The sequence below is a fragment of the Sorangium sp. So ce1335 genome, assembly GCF_051521615.1.
In the GTDB taxonomy this organism is placed as follows: domain Bacteria; phylum Myxococcota_A; class Polyangia; order Polyangiales; family Polyangiaceae; genus Sorangium.
Genome location: NZ_CP150363.1, coordinates 3,169,604 through 3,190,767 on the forward strand (window position 1 = coordinate 3,169,604; position 21,164 = coordinate 3,190,767).

The window sequence follows — 21,164 nt, forward strand, 5'->3', positions numbered from 1 at the left end:
CCTCTCGGCGCCCGCTTCGCGTAGCATCACTTCATCTCCGCCCCTGCTCCGAGCGCGCGCCCCCATGCACTCCCGCCCCACGACCATTGGCGTCCTCACCCCCTTCCTCGATGGCTTCTACTTCAACGCCGTCGTACGAGGCATCCACGAGGCGGTGCAGCAGCGCGGGCACCGCCTCGTCGTGGTACGCGCCACCCCCGAGCTCGTCGAGGCCCCGTCGCTCGCCCGCGACCTCGTGGACGGGTGGATCGTCGTGCTCAGCACCGACGGCATCGAGCGGCTCGCGCGGGCGGGGGTGCCGCTCGTCACCGTCAGCACCTGCGCGCCCGAGGCGGGCTGCCCGACCGCGATGCCGGACAACGCCGCGGGCATCCGGAGCGCGGTGAGCCACCTGATCGAGCACGGACACCGGCGCATCGCGTTCGTCGGCTGCCTGGAGCAGGAGGACATCCGCGCGCGCCTCGAGGGCTACAAGGCGACGCTCGCCGAGCGCGGGATCCCGTTCGATCCGGGGCTCGTCTTCGAGGCCGCGAACAACTGGCTCTCCGGGGGACAGGACGTCGCCGCGGCGATCCTCGCGCGCCGGGGCGACATCACGGCAGCGGTCGCCGGTACGGACAAGAACGCGCTCGGGCTCATGTCGGCGCTGCAGGCGGCCGGGTGCCGCGTCCCCGAGGACCTCGCGGTCACCGGCTTCGACGACATCGCCGAGGCGCAGTGGGCCGCGCCGCCGCTGACCACGGTGCGCCAGCGGTTCGACGGCCTGGGGCGGCTCGCGTGCGAGCTCGTGCTGGCGAAGCTCGACGGCGAGGTCGTCCCGCCGGGCCCCGCGCTCGCGCCGACCACGTTTGTCCAGCGGCGCTCGTGCGGCTGCAACGCGCTCCAGGGCTTCCTCCGCGCGGGGGACGCGGCGCCCGACGACGACCTCGGCGATCTCCTCGCCCGACAGATGGTCGCGCTGCTCTCCCCGCACGCGCTGCCGCCCGGCACGCCGCCCGGGTCGGCGTGGCCCGGCGTGACCCGCGTGCTCGAGGGGCTCACCGCGGCGATCGAGGGCGCGACGCCCCCGCCGGCGGCCGGGATCGACGACGCCTGCCAGCAGGCCGTCCGCCTCACGCCCGACGTGGAGAGCCTGATGGGCATCGTCCGCCTGCTCGGCCGGGCCTTCAGGCGGCGCCGCGCGCGGCGGGGCGAGGGGGTCGACGGCGCGGCCGAGGACCGCGTCGAGGAGTTCCTGGAGCAGGTGCGCCTCTCGCTCATGCTGGCCCGGCTCGACGCCGAGCGGGCGTTCGTCGGGGAGCTCGGGCAGGTCGTCCGGTCCGATCACGAGGTGAGCCTGGCGTTGCTCGGCGGCAGTCACGACGAGCTGCGCTCGCTCTCCTGGCTCGACGCGACGTCCACGATGTGGAGCTGCCTCGGGCTCTGGGAGGATCCGGCGACGCGCGAGCGCCTCGTCATCGTCGGCACCTACAGCCGCGATGGCAGCCCGACGCCGCCCCTCGGCAGCGTCGTCCCGCGGGAGGCCTTCCCGCCCGCGGAGCTGCTGCCGCCGTCGTCCGTCGGCGGCCCGTACCTCGTGTCGCTCCTGCCGATCCGCACGCTCCAGCGGGACTGGGGCATCCTGGCGACGGTCGGCCCGGGCTCGCCGGAGATCGCCGGCGACGAGGGCTCGGTGGCGATCTGGGGGGCGCTGCTCAGCGCGGCGCTCGAGCGCGACGCGCTGATGCAGTCGCTCTCGGAGCAGCACGCGAGCCTGCTGGATGCCTTCGAGCGCGAGCGCGCGCTGTCGGCGGCGGTGCGGGAGCTGGGGTGTCCGCTCATCCCGCTCTTCGAGGGCGTGCTGCTCGTCCCGCTCATCGGCGAGCTCGACGGCGACCGCGCCCGGCAGGTGCTCGAGACGGTGGTCGAGGGGGTGAGCCGGCACGGGGCGCGCTGCGTGCTGCTCGACATCACGGGCGTCCCGCTCGTGGACGCGCAGGTGGCGCACGCGCTGCAGCAGACCCACCGCGCGGCGGGCCTGCTCGGCGCGCGCGTCGTCCTCGTCGGCGTGCGCCCGGAGATCGCGGCGCGCCTCGTGGCGCTTGACGTCGACCTCGGGGACCTCGCCACGCGCAAGTCGCTGTCGTCGGCGCTCGACGAGGTAGCGCGCGGGGGGCTCCGCTCGCTCCGCGCGGGGCGGGGCGACGCGGGCTCGCCGCGCGAGCTGCGCCCTGGGCGGGGAAGGGCGTGATGGCGCGCGCGTCGCGGCGCGAGCCCGCCGCAGCGGGAGCTCGGCTGTGGCGCTGCGGGGCGCTCGTGTGCGCGTGCTGCGCCGGCGGGGCGGGCTGCGCGGAGGGCGCGCGCCCTGCGCCGGCGGCGACGGCGGTGCAGGGCGCGTCGGCGGCGACGGCGGTGCAGGGCGCGCCGGCGGAGCAGGGCGCGCCGGCGGCGACGGCGGCGAGCTCCGCGCCTGCCGGGGCGCCCCCGTCTCCGCCAGGGGAGCAGGAGCGATCGGGCGATGCGGTCCCGCGCGAGCGATGGGTCGGCGCGCTGGAGCTGACGAAGGGCGCGCAGCCGATGATCGCCGGGAGGATCATGGCGCGCGAGGACGCCGAGCGCTGGCTCGGTCCCGACTGGCGCGCGCTGCGCGGGCAGCGCGTCCGCGTGGTGGCAGTCCTGCGGGATCACGTCTGCGAGCCGCACGCGCAGTGCCTGAGCGGCGGGCGCATTCCGCTGCTCGAGCAGGTCGCGTCGGTCGAGCTGTGCGCCGCGGCCGGCCCCGGCGGCCGGCCGGATGGCGCCGATTGCGCGCCGTCACCTGCCCAGGTCGCGCGCTGCGAGGCCGACTGCCGCAGCCTCGGCGCCGGCTGCGGGCGCGACGGCGACCGGGGCGCGCTGCGCCGCTGCGGGTGCGCCAAGGTCGCATGCTACCAGGGCTGCAGGGAGACGGGAGAGCCGTCGTTTGCGTGCAGGTGACGCCGCTCGCGTCGGGGGAAGAGAGAGAGAGAAAAACCACAGAGGCACAGAGGGCACAGAGGATGAGAAGAAGATTCTGACCTCTCTCTGGCTCGTCCTCCGAGCCCCCTCGGCACGATCCGAGCCCTCTCCGAGCTCTCTCTCTGAGCTCTCTCTTCCTCTGTGCCCTCTGTGCCCTCTGTGGTTTCTCTCTCTCTCTCTCTCTTCTCTTCTCATCGCCCAGGCGCCCGCGAGCCCGCATTGCCGCCATCGAAGCACAGGCCACAAAGCGGCGAGGGCCGCCCGGCGATGCCAGGCGGCCCTCGGGCCCGCGCTTCCGCTGCGCTGGATCAGGCGCCTTCGCGCGCGAGGACCGGCGACGGGGCGGGGGCGGGCGAGGCCGGGGGCACCGACTCGACCGCGTGGGCGCCGCCCTCGCCGAGCGAGTAGGCCTCTTCCCCGTGGAGGGCGCCGTCGAGGCCCTCGTCCTCGACCTCCGCGTCGACCCGGAAGCCCATGACCGCGTTGATCCCCTTCACGAGCACGAAGGTGACCACCGCCGCATAGGCGGCCGCGACGGCGGCCGCGATGACCTGCTCGGTGAACAGCGCCGAGTTGCCCTTGATGAGGCCGTCCTGGCCGGCCGGATTCCACACCTTGGAGGCGAACACGCCGGTGAGCAGCGCGCCGAGCAGGCCGCCGACGCCGTGGATGCCGAACGCGTCGAGGCTGTCGTCATAGCCCAGCTTGCCCTTCATCATCACGGCGCCGTAACACACGGCGCCCGCCGCGAGCCCGATCGCGACGGAGGCCATCGGCCCGACGAAGCCCGCGGCCGGCGTGATGGCGACGAGGCCCGCGACGAGCCCCGACGCCACGCCGAGGAGCGACGGCTTGCCGTAGCGCACGCCCTCGATGAGGGCCCACGCGAGCGCGCCGATCGCGGCGGCGATGTGCGTGTTCACGAACGCGACGGACGCGAGCCCGTTCGCCGCGAGCGCCGAGCCGCCGTTGAAGCCGAACCAGCCGAACCACAGGAGGCCCGCGCCGAGCAGCGTCATGGTGAGGTTGTGCGGGACGATCTTGCGCGTCGGGTACCCCCGGCGCTTGCCGAGCATGATCGCCATGACGAGCGCGCTCGCGCCCGAGGCGAGGTGCACGACGGTGCCGCCGGCGAAGTCGAGCGCGCCGCGCGCGAGGAGCCACCCGCCCGGGTTCCAGACCCAGTGACAGATGGGGCTGTAGACGACGAGCGACCAGAGGAGCGTGAACACGACATACGACGAGAACTTGATGCGCTCCGCGTAAGCGCCCGAGATCAGCGCCGGCGTGATGATGGCGAACATCAGCTGGAACACCATGAACAGCAGGTGCGGCACCGTCATCCCCTCGCGGGGCTCGAAGCCGACGCCGTTCAGGAACGCATGGTTCAGGCCTCCAATGAACCCGCCCTTGGATTCGCCGAACGCCATCGAGTATCCGATGGTCACCCACGCCAGGGTCACGAGACCCATGGCGAAGAAGCTGTGCATGAAGGTGCTGAGCGTGTTCTTTGTTCGGACCATGCCCCCGTAAAACAGGGCCAGCGCTGGCGTCATCAGCAGAACCATTGCCGACGAGACCAGGAGCCAGGTGGTGTCCGAGGCGTTGATTTCGTTCACTGGTGGCCTCCTCGACGGCGAAAGTAAGAGGAAGCAGTTTTCCGGAATGTTTCGCCGGCATGTACTTCACGAACTCGTGAAATCTCCCACCCGACGCGGCGAGTCAGCGCGCGTGGGCCCGCCAACCGCACGCGCGCGTCATGACCCGGGGTTTACAGCGGCGTTGGTGGATTTGCCGTGGGGCTGCCCGCGTGCCGTGCCGCTGGGGTCATCGCCATTCCGGGTAGAGGGCCTTTCCTGTCTCGAGGAGGCTCTTCATGCTGGACAGGATGGCGGGCCATCCGTTGCTGATGGCCGGGAGCACCTTGCTTCCCTCGTCGAACCGGTCGTGGGTGAGCGTGAGCTTCACGTGCGGGCCGAACTGGGCGAGCTCGAAGGTGACGCGCGACGGGCGTTCGCCGAGGACGTTGCCGAAGGTGTAGGCGAGGAGCTTTGGTCGGTCGGCCTGGAGGACCTCTCCTTCCCAGTCGAAGGAGCCGTCTTCCTTGATGTGCTTCACGGCCGATCCGGGCTTCCACTCGGACTGGATGGTCCTTCCGCCCCAGTATTGCCGGGTGAACTCGCCGGTGGTCAGCGCCTCCCAGACCTTGTCCAGCGTCGAGGCGATGTACGTGACGTAGACGAACTCGGGCTTACTCATCGTCGCTCTCTCCCTCCAACGTGCGCTTGAGCGCGTCGAGCGCCCGCACGCGCTGGCGCTCGTACTTGCCTATCCATCGCTCGTAGATCTCGCTGATCGGCGCGGGGTTCAGGTAGTGGAGCTTCTCCCGTCCCTGCCAGACGACGACGACGAGGTTCGCGTCCTCGAGCACGCCGAGGTGCTTGCTCACCGCCTGGCGTGTCATCTCCAGCCCTTCGCAGAGCTGCCCGAGGGTCTGCCCGCTCTCGGCGTGCAGCCGATCGAGCAGCTTCCTGCGGCTCCGATCCGCGAGCGCCTTGAAGACCTTGTCCATCGAGCCGCCGCTCACCGGCCCATCATGCAACCAATCGGTTGCATGTCAATATGCAACCAACCGGTTGCATGTCAAGCAGGTCGATCGCGTCCCGTCGCGCGACGGCAGGATCGAGGGGGCCGGGCGGCTCGGCTCAACCTCGCCGCCCGCTGTCAGCTCACGCGCGCCCGGTCGCCTTGATGCTCTCCCGCACCCGATCGAGCGCCCCCCGCACCTCGGGATCCCGGTCCATCTCCGCCGGCGTCGCCGCCAGCCTCAGCGACCAGTTCTCCGGCCCCACCGTCCCCGGCGTGTTGACCCGCTCCCGCGTCGCCAGCACGTCCTGCACGAGCAGCAGCACGAGCTCGCTCTTCGACCCGTGGATCAGGTCGAGCAGCGCCCTGTGCGTCTCCTTCGTGAACTCCCGCCCGAACTCCTGCCGCCGCGGCGCGAGCTGCGGCAGATCGAGCACCCCCGCCCGCTCCCGGTCGTCCCGCGACTCCCACCACACGACCACCGAGTCCGTGTCGTGCGTCCCGAAGCACGCCACCGAGAGCTCCGGGTACTCCGCCGGATCGCGGAACAGAACGTCGTCCTTCTCCCAGATCAGCACCTTGTACCCGGGCACCCCGAGCGCCGTCAGCGACGCCCGCACCCACGGCGGCACCGCGCCGAGATCCTCCGCGATGAGCTGCGCCCCCGTCTCCGCGGCCCCCTCGATCATCGCCCGCACGACGCGCTCGCCGTGCTCGCGCTGCTCCGGCTCCTCCGCGGGATCGAACGTCGCCTTCGGCCGCTCGCCCCCCTGACCCTGGCCCTTCTGCTCCGGGAAGATGTACGTCCGGTAGAAGCCGACGAGGTGATCGATCCGGAACCGATCGTAGAGCAGCCCCGTGTAGCGGCACCGACGCCGCAGCCACGCGAAGTCGTTCTCCCGCATCTTCGCCCAGAAATACGGCGGCAGCCCCCAGTTCTGCCCCTCCGTGTTGAACTGGTCCGGCGGCGCGCCGACCGACATGTCGTGCCGGAACTCGTCCTGGTGCGCCCACACGTCGGCGCTGTCGCGCGACACCATGAACGGGAGGTCGCCCATGATCTCGATCCCCTTGCTCCGGAGATCCGCGCGCGCCGCCTCCCACTGCGTGTGCGCGAGCCACTGGACGTACTCGTAATAGAGGATGTCCCGCGCGCGCTCGCGCCGCAGCCCCTCGAGCGCCTCGGGCCTGCGCTGGCGGACCTCCTCGGGCCAGTCCCACCACGCGATGCCCTCGAAGCCGTCCTTGAACGCGCGGAACTGCGCGTAGTCGGGCAACCAGTCCGACTGCCGCTTCACGAACGCGGAGAGCTCGGCCGCGCGCGGCGTCTGCTTCGCGAGGTGCTCCCGCTCGAACCTGTCGAACGCGAAGCGCAGCGCCCGCCGCTTCACGCGGCGCACGAGATCGTAGTCGACGCGCGCGCTCCTCTTCGCGCGCTCGAGCGCCTCCACGTCCTCGCCGAGCGCCTCGCCGACGAGCTCCGGCGGCAGCTCCGGCACCGCCGAGAGCGAGATGAACATCGGATCGATCCCGAAGGCGGAGAGCGCCATGTACGGCGACGTCTCGCCGCCCGACACCTCGCCGAGCGGCAGGAGCTGCACGAGGCGCAGCCCGACGCCCTGCATCCACGCGGCGAACTCGGGGAGGTCGCCGATCTCGCCGATGCCCCACGAGCGCTCGCTGCGCAGCGAGAAGAGCGGCACCGTCACGCCGGAGATGCGGCGGCGCGCGCCGGAAGGAGAGGACGATTTCTGGGACGAGCCCTGGGACTGGTTTTCAACAGAGGGGGAAGACATGTGCGTTCTTGGCTTGGCTCCAGGCGTTCGGGGGCGGAGTCTATCCCGGGTCGCGCGGCTTCGCGATGCTCCTCGCGCGCGATCCTCGCGGAAACGCGCGCGTTCACGCGCGTTCACGCGTCGGGCGCGACGTGAGCGCGCCGCGCCGATGCGCTGCCATCGCGCGCGATCGGAGCGAGACCGGAGGGCGCGAAGGCACCGCCCGACCGCCCGCCGGGCATCGCCCGAGCGGGCAGGCAGGTGCCTGGCCGCGCGCCCGGCGCGCGAAAAACTCGCGCCCGGCGCGCTTGTGTCTCGACAGCGGCGCCATTTTCGCGAATAGGCGGCTCCACAGGTTTTTCCGATGACCAGACGCATATGGCCCGGCGCGCCGACCCCCCTCGGCGCCTCTTACGACGGCGAAGGGGTGAACTTCGCGCTGTTCTCACAGTCCGCCACGAAGGTGGAGCTCTGCCTGTTCGAGGCCGTCGACGATGTCGTGGAGCGCGTGCGCATCGAGCTCGCCGAGCGCACGGCCCACGTCTTCCACGGGTACGTGCCGGGGCTCAAGCCCGGGCAGCTCTACGGCTACCGGGTGCACGGGCCGTACGACCCGCGCTCCGGGCACCGCTTCAACCCGGCGAAGCTGCTGGTGGACCCGTACGCGTACGCGCTGTCGAACGAGCCGAACTGGAAGGCGCCGCTCTACGGGTACGACCGCGGGGAGCACCCGCCCGAGAGCGTCCCCGGAAAGGCCGCGAAGGCCGACGGCGCGGCCGGCGAGAAGGGCGACGGCGCGCGCGCGGGCAAGGCGAGCGACCGCCGCGCCGCGGACGCGCGCGCGAAGGAGTGCCCGCCGGCGCCGGCGGCGCTCGACGACCTCGAGATCTGCCACCGCGACAGCGCGTGGGGCGCGCCGAAGTCGGTTGTCGTCGACCACCGCTTCGCGTGGGACGGCGACCGGCCGCCGGCGACGCGCTGGCAGGACACGATCATCTACGAGGTGCACGTCAAGGGGTTCACCCAGCGGCACCCCGGCGTCCCCGCGCACCTGCGCGGCACGTACGCGGGGCTCGCGTCCGAGGCGGCGATCGCCCACTTCAAGAAGCTCGGCGTCACGGCGATCGAGCTGCTCCCGGTGCACGAGATGGCGAGCGAGCGCGAGATCTGGGAGCGCGGGCACGTCAACTACTGGGGCTACAACACGCTCGCGTACTTCGCGCCGGCCGGCCGGTACTCGTCGACCGGGCGGCTCGGCCAGCAGGTGGCCGAGTTCAAGGCGATGGTGAAGGCGCTCCACGCCGCGGGCATCGAGGTGATCCTCGACGTGGTCTACAACCACACCGCGGAGGGGAACCACCTCGGCCCGACGCTCTCGCTGAAGGGGATCGACAACTGGGCCTACTACCGGCTCGTCCCGCACAACCCGCGCTACTACATGGACTTCACGGGCTGCGGGAACACGGTCAACACGCGCCACTACCAGACGCTCCAGCTCGTCATGGACAGCCTGCGCTACTGGGTGACCGAGATGCACGTCGACGGCTTCCGCTTCGACCTCGCGTCGGCCCTCGCGCGCGGGCACCACGACTTCGACCGCCTGAGCTCGTTCTTCGACATCATCCACCAGGACCCGGTGCTCTCGCGCGTCAAGCTCATCGCGGAGCCGTGGGACGTCGGCGAGGGCGGCTACCAGGTCGCCAACTTCCCCGTGCTCTGGACGGAGTGGAACGACCGCTACCGCGACTCGGTCCGCCGCTTCTGGAAGGGGGATCTGCTCGCGGCCGATCTCGGCTACCGGCTCACCGGGTCGAGCGACCTCTTCGCGTCGAGCGGGCGGAGGCCGTACGCGAGCGTCAACTTCGTGACGGCGCACGACGGCTTCACGCTGAACGACCTCGTCTCGTACAACGACAAGCACAACGAGGCGAACGGCGAGGGCAACCGCGACGGCACGAACAACAACCACAGCTACAACCACGGCGTCGAGGGCCCCTCGAGCGACCCCGCGGTGGTCGAGCTGCGCGAGCGGCAGAAGCGCAACCTCCTCGCCACGCTGATCCTCTCGCAGGGGGTGCCGATGATCAACGCCGGCGACGAGATCGGCAAGACGCAGAACGGCAACAACAACGCCTACTGCCAGGACAACGAGCTGTCGTGGCACGACTGGGACCTCGACGAGCGGCGCAAGCAGCTCTTCGAGTTCACCTGCCGCCTCATCGCGCTCCGGCGCAGCCAGCCGGTGCTGCGCCGGCGGACGTTCTTCTCGGGCGGCTACGTGCACGGCAGCGGGCTCAAGGACATCGTGTGGTTCCGCCCCGACGGCGGCGAGATGACGCCGGAGGACTGGACGCACCCGAACGCGCGGGCGATCGGCTTCCTGCTCGGGGGCGACGCGATCTGCACGCCCGACGCCCGCGGCGAGATGATCACCGGCGATACGCTGCTCGTGCTCATCAACGCGAACCACTCGCCGCTCGAGTTCGTGCTGCCCGCGATCGAGCTCGGCGAGCGCTGGGAGGTGCTCGTCGACACCCGCACCGCCGGGGAGCCGGCGCGCACGGTGCCGGCGAGGGCAGGGGGCGAGCGCTACCTGCTCGTCGACCGCTCCGTCGTGGTGATGCGGCTCCTGGAGCGGAAGGGCACGAACACGAAGAAGAAGGTCAGCAAGCCGCCGAAGTCGCGGAAGGCGTAGCGGGCGGCGCTGCGGCCGTCAGGCGGTCGACGACGGCGCGGTTCGAGTCCTCCGTGCGGCGGCAGTTGTCGCAGCGGCCGCAGGCCTCCACGGCCGCGCCGCCGCCCTCGTCCGGCGCGCCGGTGTCCTCGAAGTACGCCTTCACGAGCGCCATCCGGCACTCGGGGCTCTCGGCGTACCGCATCACGGCCTCCAGGCGCTCGCGGTCGCCCACCCGCCGCTCCTCGTAGGCCTTCAGGAACGCATCGAGCTCCGCCTCGTCGGCGAAGTCGCGCAGCCGGCGCACGCCGCGGCCGCGGTCGACGATGCCGGCGGCCTCGAGCAGCGCCACGACGACCTTCACCTTGCGCTCGGGCAGATCCGCGACCTCGGCCAGCGTCTTCACCGGGATGCCGCCCCGCTTCTTGCCCTCGGCCCGCTGCGCCTCGAGGCGGCCGATGGTCTCGTACACGCGGTAGCTCTCGTCGGGGCGCGGGTACTTGCCCCCCAGGAAGAACGCCTGGATGCGCCGGTCCTCCACGCGGTAGAGGAGGACGCCCCGCGCCGGGCGGCCGTCGCGCCCGGCGCGGCCGGCCTCCTGGTAATAGCTCTCCAGCGAGTCGGGGAAGTTGTAGTGCACGACGAACCGGATATCGGGCTTGTCGATGCCGAGGCCGAACGCCTTGGTGGCCACGATGATGCGGTACTCGTCGTTCATGAACCGCTGCTGCGTCTCCTCCCGCTCCTTCGCGCGCATCTGCCCGTTGTAGCGGCCGACGGGCACGCCGCGGCCCTCGAGCCACCGGTGGAGATCGTTCGCGACGCGGACCGTCGCCGCGTACGCGATGCCGACGCCGCTCTCCTCCTCGAGGATGCGCGCGAGGCGCTCGCGCTTCTTCTCCTCGTTCGGGGTGCGGATCACCTCCAGCGAGAGCTGCGGGCGATCGACCCCGGTGTTCACCACCGTCGCGGAGCGCATGCCGAGCTGCTCCACGACGTCGTTCGCCACCTCCGGCGTCGCCGTCGCCGTCAGCGCCAGCACCGGCGGCCGCCCGAGCGCGGCGACCGCCTCGCGGAGGCCCAGGTACGCAGGGCGGAAGTCGTGGCCCCACTGCGAGACGCAGTGCGCCTCGTCCACGACGAAGAGCGACACGCCCGATCGCCGCAGCAGGTCGAGGTACTCCGGGTTCTCGAGCCGCTCGGGCGTCACGTAGATGAGCGGGAGATCGCCGTGCCGTATCCCGTCGACCGCCTCCCGCTCCGCCGTCGCGCTCAGCGTCGAGTCGAGCTTGGCGGCGGGGATGTCCGCCTCCGCCAGCTTCGCTTGCTGATCTTGCATCAGCGAGATGAGCGGCGAGACGACGACGGCCGGGCCCGGCAAGAGCAGCGCGGGGAGCTGGTAACAGAGCGACTTGCCCGCTCCCGTCGGAAGGAGCCCCAGGGCGTCTCGCCCGGACAGCACCGCCTCGATGAGCTCACGCTGGCCCGGCCGGAAGGTCTTCACGCCGAACCGCTCGCGCGCCATCTGCCGGATGTCCTGCCAGCTCGGCGCGCCCCGCTGTTGATCCATGGGGGCGAGCATGGCGCGCACGCGACGGGCGCGCCATGCTCGCGCGCTGTAACTCGCGCCCTCTCAGCGTGGCTCCGCCATGCCCAGTCAGGGCATCGATTGAGACGAAAAGCCACACTCCCGCCGGAGCCTGCGCCGGCAAACCGATTTGAAGGTTCGTGACGATTTCCATGCGCTCAGCGCGCGTCCGGGCGGCGCTGGGCGCGCCTCTGCTGTGATTCCCTATGTCCCTCAGGTTCTCCCTTCGTGCGCCGAGTCGGCGCGACAGGATCTCGCGACGATCCTGGCAAATACCCTCCTTCACCAAGGCTCGTTCGAAGTAGATTCTGCCGCGGAGGCACACGACGAATGACGGAAGCGTCGGACGATCAGAAGATGAGCGGCCAGGCAGACAGCGCCGCGCAGCAGGCGACGGTGGCGCGGCTCGTCGAGGCGGCGTGCGAGGGCGCGGCGCCGCGGCTGCCGCGCGCGACGTACCGCGTGCAGCTCAACAAGGACTTCACCTTCGAGCAGGCGCGCCGCGTCGTCGCTTACCTCGACGCGCTCGGCGTCAGCGATCTCTACACCTCGCCCTTCTTCAAGGCGCGCGCCGGGAGCCTCCACGGCTACGATCTCGTCGATCACAACACGCTGAACCCCGAGATCGGCGACCGCGGCGACCTCGATCGGCTCACCGGCGCGCTCGCGGAGCACGGCATGGGCCTCCTGCTCGACTTCGTGCCCAACCACATGGGCGTCGGCACGTCCGACAACGCCTGGTGGAACGACGTCCTCGAGAACGGCCCGAGCTCGCTGTACGCGGCGTTCTTCGACATCGACTGGGCGCCGCTCAAGACGGAGCTCAGGAACATGGTGCTGCTCCCGGTGCTCGGCGATCACTACGGGCGCGTGCTCGAGCGCGGCGAGCTCAAGATCACGTTCGAGAACGGCGCGTTCGTCCTCCGCTACTTCGATCACGTCTTCCCGGTGAACCCGCGGACGTACGGGATGATCATCGGCCCGCTCGTGCCCGGGCTCACCGCCGCGCTCGGCGAGGAGCACGACGCGCTCCTCGAGCTCCAGAGCATCCTGACCGGGCTGCGCAACCTGCCGCCGCGGACCGAGACGCAGCGCGCCAAGGTGATCGAGCGGCGGCGCGAGAAGGAGATCCTGAAGCGGCGGCTCGCCACGCTCGTTGCGGACTCGCCCGAGGTCGCGTCCGCGGTGGCCGAGGGGGTCGAGCGCATCAACGGCAAGGTCGGCGACCCGCGGAGCTTCGACCCGCTGGAGGCGCTGATCGCGGAGCAGGCCTACCGGCTGAGCTTCTGGCGCACCGCCGCCGAGGAGATCAACTACCGCCGGTTCTTCGACATCAACGACCTCGCGGCGATCCGGATGGAGCACCGGCCGGTGTTCGCCGAGGCGCACCGGCTCGTCTTCGAGCTCTGCGAGCGGGGCCAGGTCACCGGGCTGCGCATCGACCACCCCGACGGCCTCTGGAATCCGATCGGCTACTTCGAGGATCTGCAGCAGGGCTACCTCATCGAGCGCTGCCGCCGCCGCTTCCTCGCCGAGGCCGCGAGCGAGCCCGAGCCGCGGAGCCTCCTCGACCCGCGCCGCCGCCCCGAGGCCCGCTTCGCCAGGCTGGAGCCGGCGCTCCGCGCGGCGCTCAGGGAGCGCATGCGCGAGGGCGAGGGGGGCGCCTCGCGCCTCGCGCGGCCGATGTACGTCGTGGTCGAGAAGATCCTCGCCCGCGGCGAGACGCTGCCCGAGGCCTGGCCCATCCACGGGACCAGCGGGTACGACTTCACCGCGGCCGTGGCCGAGCTCTTCGTCGACGCGTCGAGCGAGGCGGCGATGACGTCGATCTACGAGCGGTTCATCGGCGACCAGATCGAGTTCGAGACGCTCGTCTACGAGAAGAAGAAGGTCATCCTGCGGACGGCGCTCGCGAGCGAGCTCAACGTGCTCACCCACGCGCTGAACCGGCTCACCGAGCGCGACCGCCGCTTCCGCGACTTCACCCTGGGCTCGCTCAACGACGCGCTGCGCGAGGTGATCGCGTGCTTCCCGGTGTACCGCACGTACGCCAACGAGCGGACGCCGACGATCTCCGATCACGACCGGGTCGCGATCGGCCGCGCCGTGGCCCTCGCGCGCCGGCGCAACCCGACGATGGAGGCCTCGATCTTCACGTTCGTGCGCTCGGTCCTGATGCTCGACGGCACCGACCTGTTCCGCGAGGAGGACCGGCACCTCTTCTGCGACTTCGTGATGAAGTTCCAGCAGCTCACCGGGCCGGTGATGGCCAAGGGGCTCGAGGACACGTCATTCTACATCTACAACCGGCTCGTCTCGCTCAACGAGGTCGGCGGCGAGCCCGAGCGCTACGGGGCCAGCGTGCTCGCGTTCCACCGCGGCAACGTGCAGCGGCAGAAGACGTGGCCCTGCTCGATGCTCGCGACGTCGACGCACGACACGAAGCGCAGCGAGGACGTGCGGGCGCGCATCAGCGTGCTCTCCGAGCTGCCGTCGGCCTGGGAGGAGGCGCTCCACCGCGCCGCCGCCGCCGCCGCGCCGCTCAAGGCCGAGATCGAGGGGCGCGTCGCGCCGGACAGCAACGAGGAGTACTTCTTCTACCAGACGCTCCTCGGCAGCCTGCCGATCGAGGCGCTGCTCGGCGCGCCCGAGGCGGCGCGCGCGCCCGAGGGCGACGCGCTCGAGGCCTACACCGGGCGGCTCGTCGACTACATGCGCAAGGCCACGAAGGAGGCGAAGGTCAACACGTCGTGGATCGACGCGCAGCCCGAGTACGACGCCGCCGTCGAGGCGTTCGTGCGCAAGGCGATCGCGTCGGCGCAGGTGATGGGCGCGCTCCTGCCGCTCGCGCGCGTCGTCGCGTACCACGGCATGTGGGGGTCTCTCTCGCAGACGCTCCTCAAGCTCACGTCCCCTGGCGTGCCCGACATCTACCAGGGCAACGAGGTGTGGGACTTCAGCCTCGTCGACCCCGACAACCGCCGTGCTGTCGACTACGCGGCGCGCGAGAAGGCGCTCGCGGAGGTCCGCTCGCGGTGGAACGGCGGCGACGCCGCGCTCGCGCGCGAGCTCTGCGCCGAGGCGCGCGACGGCCGCATCAAGCTCTTCGTCACGCACGTCGCGCTCGATCTGCGCCGGCGCTGCCCGGCGCTCTTCGGCGCCGACGGGGCCTACGCGCCGCGCGCCGTGACCGGCGAGCGCGAGGCGCACGTCGTCGCCTTCTCGCGCCGCGTCGAGGCGGACACGTCGAACGCGCGCGCGCTCGTCGTGATCGCGCCCCGGTTCAGCGCGCGGCTGCTCGGCGGCGCCGTCGCCCCGCCGATCGGCAAGGTGTGGGCGGGCACCTCCGTGGACGTGGAGCCCGGCCTCTACAAGGACCTCTTCACCGGCGCCGAGATCGAGGCGTCGGCGCCCGCTTCCTCGCCGCGCGACGCGGCCCCGACGTCCGATCCGAAGGGCGGCGCGGCGCTCCCGCTCGACCGCGTGCTCTCCGATTTCCCGGTCGCCCTGCTCGTGCGGGCGCCACAGCGAGGTCAGTGACATGAAAGCGATTCGCACCATGGGCGCGTGGATCGAGGGCGACGCGGTCCGCTTCCGCGTCTGGGCGCCCGATCACGATCGCGTCGAGATCGTCACCTACGGCGAGGACGGCGAGGAGGTCACCGGCGCGCTGCCGGCGACCCCGACCGGCGGCGGCACCTTCGAGGCGACGGCGCCCGGCCTCGGCGCGGGCGCGCTCTACAAGGTGAGGATCGACGGCGAGGGGCCGTTCCCCGACCCGTACGCGCGCGCGCAGCCGTTCGGCGTGCACGGGCCGTCCGCCGTCGACGACCCGTCGTTCGCGTGGACCGACGCGGGGTGGAAGGGCGTGGCGCTCGAGGATCTCGTCCTCTACGAGGTGCACGTCGGCACGGCGACCGCGGAGGGCACGTTCGACGCGCTCATCCCGCGCCTCGCCGAGCTGCGGGAGCTCGGGATCACGGCGATCGAGATCATGCCCGTCGCGAGCTTCCCGGGCGAGCGCGGGTGGGGGTACGACGGCGTCGATCTCTTCGCGCCGTCCGCGGCCTACGGCGGCCCGGCGGGGCTCCGCCGCCTCGTCGACGCGGCGCACGCCGCGGGGCTCGGCGTGATCCTCGACTGCGTCTACAACCACTTCGGCCCCGACGGGAACTACCTGCGCGCCTACACGAAGCGCTACTTCACCGAGCGCCACAAGACGCCGTGGGGCGACGCGGTGAACTACGACGGCGAGGGGGCCGAGCAGGTGCGCGCGCTCGCGATCTCGAACGCGGAGATGTGGATCCGCGACTTCCACATCGACGGCCTCCGCCTCGACGCGACCCACGCGATCCTCGACGACACCGAGCCGCACATCCTCCGCGAGATCGCCGAGCGCGCGCGGGCGGCCGGCGGGGGCCGGCGCGTCGTGGTGATCGCCGAGGACAGCCTGAACGACACGCGCCTCGTGGCGCCCGTGGAGCAGGGCGGCCACGGCCTCGACGGCGTGTGGGCGGACGACTTCCACCACGAGCTCCGCGTCTGCTTCGCCGGCGATCGCGACGGCTACTTCGAGGACCACGAGGGCACGGCGGAGGACATCGCGGCGACGATCCGCAAGGGGTGGCTCTACGAGGGGCAGGTCTCGAAGCACGCGGGCAAGCCGCGGGGGACGCCGGCCGAGCCGGTGCCGCCGCCGCGCTTCGTGCACTGCATCCAGAACCACGACCAGATCGGGAACCGCGCGCTCGGCGATCGGCTCGGCGAGACGGTGACGGCGGCGGCCTTCCGGACGATGTCGGCGCTGCTCCTGATCACGCCGTACACGCCGCTGCTGTTCATGGGGCAGGAGTGGAACGCGCGGACGCCGTTCCAGTACTTCACCGATCACAACCCCGAGCTCGGCCGGCTCGTCACCGAGGGCCGGCGGCGCGAGTTCCAGTACTTCTCGTCGTTCAGCGGCGCGGAGGTCCCGGATCCCCAGGATCCGCGGACGTTCCAGCGGTCGAAGCTCGACTGGAGCGAGCGGCAGCGGCCGGAGCACGCCGGCGTCCTCGCGTGGTACCGCGAGCTGCTCGGCCTGCGCGCCGCGCACCCCGCGCTGCGGCGCCGCGGGCGGGGCGACTTCTCGGCCGAGGCGATCTCGGACAACGCGGTCCGCATCGAGCGCCGCGGCGGCGAGACGACCGTGATCGCCCTCGTCGCGCTGCGCGGCGCGCTCGACGTCGACCTCGGCCGCCCGGAGGCGCGGGCGCTCGCGTTCAGCGAGGAGCCGCGGTTCGGCGGGGCGGCGCAGCGGATCCCGCTCGAGCGCGGCCGGGCGGCGTTCGAGGGGCCGGCGGTGCTGATCGTCGAGGTGCCGCGCGCGTGACGCCCGCCGCAGGGGTCGCGCTGGTCACGTCGCTCGCGCAGTTCGCGTCGACCCCGTGACCCCACCGCCCGCATCGATTACGTCGCTGCCGTGATGCTGAAGCCCGTCACGTTCACGCCCATCGGCGTCGTGCGCACGCCGTTCCCCGATCGGGTGAGCGCGCCGCGGCAGCCGCACGCGGCGGCCGGCGCGGAGGGGACGATCGAGCTCGTGCCCGGCCGCGGGCTGGAGCACGCGCTCTGCGACATCGAGGGGTGGGACTACCTCTGGGTCGTCTTCTGGTTCCACCTCAACGAGGGCTGGCGCCCGAAGGTCCTGCCGCCGCGGAGCGCCGGCAAGCGGCGCGGCGTGCTGTCGACGCGCTCGCCGCACCGCCCGAACCCGATCGGCCTCAGCGTCGTCAAGCTCCTCGCCGTGGACGGCCTCTCGCTGCGCGTCAGCGGCGTGGACATGATCGACGGCACGCCGGTGCTCGATCTGAAGCCGTACGTGCCTTACGCCGACGCGTACCCGCACGCGCGCACCGGCTGGGTCGCGCCGCTCGGGCCGGGCGAGGCGCCGGCCGACCCGGAGCCGGGCTTCGAGGTGGTCTGGAGCGAGCGCGCGGCCGAGCAGGCCGCGTGGCTCGACGCGGCGCACGGGGTCGCGCTGCGGGAGCGCGTCGACCGCGTGCTCGCGCTCGGCCCGCAGCCGCACCCCTACCGGCGGATCCGCGCCGACGGCGACGCCATGCGCCTCGCCGTCACCTCGTGGCGGGTGCGGTTCCGGGCCGAGGGGCGGCGCATCGAGGTGCTGTCCGTTTCGACCGGCTACCGGGAGAAGGAGCTCTGGGGCGGAGACGCACCCGAGCTCGCGGCGCACCGGCAGTTCGTGGAGCGGTTCGGCCGCGGCTAGCGCGGCGCGAGCGCCGCGCCGCCATCGATCATGAGGGTCTCCTGCGCAGGAGCGGGCCTCGAGGCGCGGCGCTCACGGGCTCGTCGCCGCTTCGTCGGCGCGGGCCGGATCACCCTTCCGGTGGAACAGCCGGTAGAGGACCGGCAGCACGAGCAGGGTGAGCACGGTCGAGGAGAGCACCCCGCCGATGACCACCGTCGCCAGCGGGCGCTGCACCTCGGATCCGGTGCCCGTGGCGAGCGCCATCGGCACGAAGCCGAGCGCGGCCACGAGCGCCGTCATCAGCACCGGGCGGAGCCGCGACACCGAGCCCTCGAGCACGGCGTCGTCGAGCGAGGCGCCGCCTTGCCGCAGGTTCTCGATGAACGTCACCATCACGAGCCCGTTCAGCACGGCGACCCCCGAGAGGGCGATGAACCCGATCGCCGCCGAGATCGAGATCGGGAGCCCCCGGGCCCACAGCGCCGCGATGCCGCCGGTCAACGCGAGCGGCACGCCCGTGAAGATGAGCGCCGCGTTCCTCACCGCGCCGAACGACAGGAACAGCAGCGCGAAGATCAGCCCGAGCGCGACGGGCACCACCAGCGCGAGCCGCTCCCGCGCCGCGATCAGGTTCTCGAACTGGCCCCCCCAGGCCATCCAGTAGCCTGACGGCAGCTTCACCTCCGCGTCGATCCGCGCCTCTGCGTCCGCCACGAACCCGCCGAGATCCCGCCCGCGCACGTTGCACTGCACGACGACGCGGCGCTTGCCGTCCTCGCGGCTCACCTGGTTCGGCCCCTCCTCGAGCGAGATGTTCGCCACCGCGTCGAGCGGCACGAACGCCGCCCGGTGCCCCGCCGCCGCGGCGGCCTCCGGGCTCGTGGGCCCCTCCGGCCGCTCCCTCCCGGCGCGGAGCGGGATCGGCAGCTTCGCCAGCGCGTCCACGTCGCGGCGGACCGCGTCGGGCAGGCGCACGACGATGTCGAACCGCCTGTCCCCCTCGACCACCTCGCCCGCGCTCACGCCGCCGATCGCGGTCTCGACGACCGCCTGCACGTCGGCGACGTTGAGCCCGTACCGGGCGACAGCGGCGCGGTCCACGTCGATCGTGAGCACGGGCAGCCCGGTGACCTGCTCCACCTTGACGTCCGCCGCCCCCGGCGTCGCCGCGAGGATCGCCCCCACGCGCCGGGCCTCCCGGAGCATGACGTCGAGGTCGTCGCCGAAGACCTTCACGGCGACGTCGCTGCGCACGCCGCTGATCAGCTCGTTGAAGCGCAGCTCGATCGGCTGGCTGAACTCGTAGCTCTGCCCCGGCACCTCGCGGATCACCTCCTCGATCGCCTCGGCGAGCTCCTCCTGCGTCGACGCCTTCGTCCACGCGCTCCGCGGCCGGAGCATCAGGTACGTGTCGGAGACGTTCGGCCCCATGGGATCGGTCGCGACCTCGGCCGTCCCGGTGCGGGCGAAGACGTGCTCGATCTCGTCCGGGAACCGCTCCTTGAGGACGCGCTCGAGCTGCGCCTGCATGGCGACGCTCGTGGTCAGGCTGATCGACGGGATCCGCGCCGGCTGGAGCGCCAGCGCCCCCTCGCTGAGCTTCGGCGCGAACTCGCTCCCGAGGCGCGCCGCGACGAGCCCCGAGGCCGCGAGCGCGAGGCCGGCGGCGCCGAGCACGGCGGGCCGGTTGGCGAGCGCCCAGCGGAGCGCGCGCTCGTAAGCGCGCTTCGCCCAGCCGAAGGCCGCGCTCTCCCGCTCCGACACCTTGCCCGTGAGGAGCAGCGCCACGAGCGCGGGGATGAACGTCATCGAGAGGATCGTGGCGGCCGCGAGCGCGAGCACGACGGTCTGCGCCATCGGGCGGAACATCTTCCCCTCGATCCCGGTGAGCGTGAGGATGGGCAGGTAGACGATCGCGATGATGATCTCGCCGAAGATCGTCGCCTTGCGGACCTCCTGCGACGCCTCGTAGGCGAGGGCGACCCGCTCGTCCTGCGTCAGCGCCCGCCCGAGCCGGCGCTGCTCCTCGGCGAAGCGCCGCACGCAGTTCTCGACGATGATCACTGACCCGTCGACGATGAGGCCGAAGTCGATGGCGCCGAGGCTCATCAGGTTGCCGCTGATCTCGCCCTCGACCATGCCGGTGACGGCGATCAGCATCGAGAACGGGATCGCGAGCGCGGCGATGAGCGCCGCCCTGAAGTTGCCGAGCAGCAGGAACAGCACCGCCACGACGAGCGCGGCGCCCTCCAGCAGGCTGCTGCGCACCGTGCTCAGCGTCGCCTCGACGAGGTAGGTGCGGTCGTAGATCGTCTTGACCGACACCCCCGGCGGCATCGACCGGTTGATCGTCGCCATCTGCTCGTCGACGCGGCGGGACACGGCGCGGCTGTTCTCGCCGATCAGCATGATCGCGGTGCCGATCACCGCCTCCTCGCCGTCCTCGGTGGCGGCGCCCGTGCGCAGCTCCCGGCCGACGCCCACCTCGGCGACGTCCTCGACGCGGATCGGCGCCCCGCCGTGGTGGCCCACGACGATGCCGCGCAGGTCGTCCTCGCCCCTGACGAGGCCCGTCGTGCGGATGAGGTACTGCTCGCCCCGGTGCTCGATGTAGCCGCCGCCCGCGTTCGCGTTGTTCGCCGCGACGGCGTCGAGCACGTCGCGGAACGACAGCCCGTAGCCGACGAGCTTCGCCGGGTCGGGCGCGATCTGGTAGAGCCGCTCGTGGCCGCCGATGGAGTTGACCTCCGTCACGCCCTGCACCGTCCGGAGCTGGGGCCGGACGACCCAGTCCTGGAGCGTCCTGAGGTCGGTCAGGTCGTACGGCGTGCCGTCGGGCTTCCGCGCGTCGGGCGCCGCCTCGACGGTCCACATGTAGATCTCGCCGAGCCCCGTCGCGATCGGGCCGAGCTGCGGCGCGCCGAGCCCCTCGGGCAGGCTCTCCCGCGCGGCGGCGAGCCGCTCGGCGACGAGCTGCCGCGCCCAGTAGATGTCGGTCCCGTCCTCGAAGATGACGGTGACCTGCGAGAGGCCGTACCGCGACAGCGAGCGGACCTCCTCGACGCGCGGCAGCCCGCCCATCGCGTGCTCGACGGGGAAGGTGATCCGGCGCTCGACCTCGACGGGCGAGAGCGCCTGCACCTGCGTGTTGATCTGCACCTGGACGTTGGTGATGTCCGGGACCGCGTCGATCGGCAGGCGGGTGAAGTTGTAGGCGCCGAGCGCCCCCGCCGCGAGCGTGAGCGCGACGACGAGGAAGCGGTGCCGGACCGAGAAGGCGAGGAGGCGCGAGAGCAGCGTCATCATGGTCGTGCGGCG

Annotated in this window: 12 protein-coding genes; 6 read left to right on the forward strand and 6 right to left on the reverse strand. The window is 72.0% G+C overall.

Features of this window, described 5'->3' with window-relative positions:
• Nucleotides 1-64: 64 nt before the first annotated feature.
• On the forward strand, nt 65-2,230 hold the full coding sequence (locus WMF24_RS11895; protein ID WP_437736512.1) for a substrate-binding domain-containing protein: 2,166 nt from the start codon (nt 65-67) through the stop codon (nt 2,228-2,230).
• On the forward strand, nt 2,230-2,955 hold the full coding sequence (locus tag WMF24_RS11900; RefSeq protein WP_437736513.1) for a hypothetical protein: 726 nt from the start codon (nt 2,230-2,232) through the stop codon (nt 2,953-2,955). Before WMF24_RS11895 ends, WMF24_RS11900 begins: the two co-directional genes overlap by 1 nt.
• Before the next feature lie 329 nt (nt 2,956-3,284).
• On the opposite strand, the gene WMF24_RS11905 is transcribed toward WMF24_RS11900, so the two are convergent.
• The 4 genes from WMF24_RS11905 to WMF24_RS11920 all read right to left on the reverse strand — a co-directional run bounded on the left by WMF24_RS11905 (nt 3,285) and on the right by WMF24_RS11920 (nt 7,358).
• Nucleotides 3,285-4,595: an ammonium transporter gene (locus WMF24_RS11905; RefSeq protein ID WP_437736514.1), complete on the reverse strand. Its 1,311-nt coding sequence runs from the start codon at nt 4,593-4,595 to the stop codon at nt 3,285-3,287.
• 208 nt (nt 4,596-4,803) lie between these two features.
• Nucleotides 4,804-5,235, reverse strand: a complete 432-nt coding sequence (locus WMF24_RS11910; RefSeq protein WP_437736515.1) for an SRPBCC family protein — start codon at nt 5,233-5,235, stop codon at nt 4,804-4,806.
• Nucleotides 5,228-5,548: an ArsR/SmtB family transcription factor gene (locus WMF24_RS11915; protein ID WP_437738794.1), complete on the reverse strand. Its 321-nt coding sequence runs from the start codon at nt 5,546-5,548 to the stop codon at nt 5,228-5,230. The genes WMF24_RS11910 and WMF24_RS11915 overlap by 8 nt, the downstream gene beginning before the upstream one ends.
• A 157-nt stretch (nt 5,549-5,705) precedes the next feature.
• Nucleotides 5,706-7,358, reverse strand: a complete 1,653-nt coding sequence (locus WMF24_RS11920; protein ID WP_437736516.1) for a 4-alpha-glucanotransferase — start codon at nt 7,356-7,358, stop codon at nt 5,706-5,708.
• 343 nt (nt 7,359-7,701) lie between these two features.
• Here WMF24_RS11920 and glgX point away from each other — a divergent pair, with 343 nt between their 5' ends.
• On the forward strand, nt 7,702-10,032 hold the full coding sequence (gene glgX / locus WMF24_RS11925) for a glycogen debranching protein GlgX (RefSeq protein ID WP_437736517.1): 2,331 nt from the start codon (nt 7,702-7,704) through the stop codon (nt 10,030-10,032).
• Here glgX and WMF24_RS11930 read toward each other — a convergent pair.
• Nucleotides 10,001-11,581, reverse strand: coding sequence for a RecQ family ATP-dependent DNA helicase (locus WMF24_RS11930; protein WP_437736518.1), 1,581 nt, complete (start codon nt 11,579-11,581; stop codon nt 10,001-10,003). The genes glgX and WMF24_RS11930 overlap by 32 nt on opposite strands.
• A gap of 348 nt (nt 11,582-11,929) precedes the next feature.
• Here WMF24_RS11930 and treY point away from each other — a divergent pair, with 348 nt between their 5' ends.
• From treY to tsaA, 3 genes are all read left to right on the forward strand, one after another.
• The gene (gene treY, locus WMF24_RS11935) at nt 11,930-15,139 is read left to right on the forward strand and encodes a malto-oligosyltrehalose synthase (protein WP_437736519.1); all 3,210 of its coding nucleotides are present in this window, start codon (nt 11,930-11,932) and stop codon (nt 15,137-15,139) included.
• Between the two features lies 1 nt (nt 15,140).
• Nucleotides 15,141-16,970, forward strand: a complete 1,830-nt coding sequence (gene treZ, locus WMF24_RS11940; RefSeq protein ID WP_437736520.1) for a malto-oligosyltrehalose trehalohydrolase — start codon at nt 15,141-15,143, stop codon at nt 16,968-16,970.
• A gap of 93 nt (nt 16,971-17,063) precedes the next feature.
• Nucleotides 17,064-17,864 carry a tRNA (N6-threonylcarbamoyladenosine(37)-N6)-methyltransferase TrmO gene (tsaA, locus tag WMF24_RS11945; RefSeq protein WP_437736521.1) on the forward strand — a complete coding sequence of 267 codons (801 nt, stop codon included), beginning with the start codon at nt 17,064-17,066 and terminating at the stop codon, nt 17,862-17,864.
• A gap of 72 nt (nt 17,865-17,936) precedes the next feature.
• Here tsaA and WMF24_RS11950 read toward each other — a convergent pair whose 3' ends face one another.
• Complete coding sequence (locus WMF24_RS11950; protein WP_437736522.1) at nt 17,937-21,152, reverse strand: efflux RND transporter permease subunit; 3,216 nt, start codon at nt 21,150-21,152, stop codon at nt 17,937-17,939.
• Nucleotides 21,153-21,164: the final 12 nt, after the last annotated feature.

What these genes read in the sequence shown, in the direction of transcription:
- WMF24_RS11895 (WP_437736512.1), top strand. Translation starts at nt 65, where the DNA reads ATGCACTCCCGCCCCACGACCATTGGCGTCCTCACCCCCTTCCTCGAT.
- WMF24_RS11900 (WP_437736513.1), top strand. Translation starts at nt 2,230, where the DNA reads ATGGCGCGCGCGTCGCGGCGCGAGCCCGCCGCAGCGGGAGCTCGGCTG.
- WMF24_RS11910 (WP_437736515.1), bottom strand. Translation starts at nt 5,235, where the DNA reads ATGAGTAAGCCCGAGTTCGTCTACGTCACGTACATCGCCTCGACGCTG.
- WMF24_RS11915 (WP_437738794.1), bottom strand. Translation starts at nt 5,548, where the DNA reads ATGGACAAGGTCTTCAAGGCGCTCGCGGATCGGAGCCGCAGGAAGCTG.
- WMF24_RS11920 (WP_437736516.1), bottom strand. Translation starts at nt 7,358, where the DNA reads ATGTCTTCCCCCTCTGTTGAAAACCAGTCCCAGGGCTCGTCCCAGAAA.
- glgX (WP_437736517.1), top strand. Translation starts at nt 7,702, where the DNA reads ATGACCAGACGCATATGGCCCGGCGCGCCGACCCCCCTCGGCGCCTCT.
- WMF24_RS11930 (WP_437736518.1), bottom strand. Translation starts at nt 11,581, where the DNA reads ATGGATCAACAGCGGGGCGCGCCGAGCTGGCAGGACATCCGGCAGATG.
- treY (WP_437736519.1), top strand. Translation starts at nt 11,930, where the DNA reads ATGACGGAAGCGTCGGACGATCAGAAGATGAGCGGCCAGGCAGACAGC.
- treZ (WP_437736520.1), top strand. Translation starts at nt 15,141, where the DNA reads ATGAAAGCGATTCGCACCATGGGCGCGTGGATCGAGGGCGACGCGGTC.
- tsaA (WP_437736521.1), top strand. Translation starts at nt 17,064, where the DNA reads ATGCTGAAGCCCGTCACGTTCACGCCCATCGGCGTCGTGCGCACGCCG.
- WMF24_RS11950 (WP_437736522.1), bottom strand. Translation starts at nt 21,152, where the DNA reads ATGATGACGCTGCTCTCGCGCCTCCTCGCCTTCTCGGTCCGGCACCGC.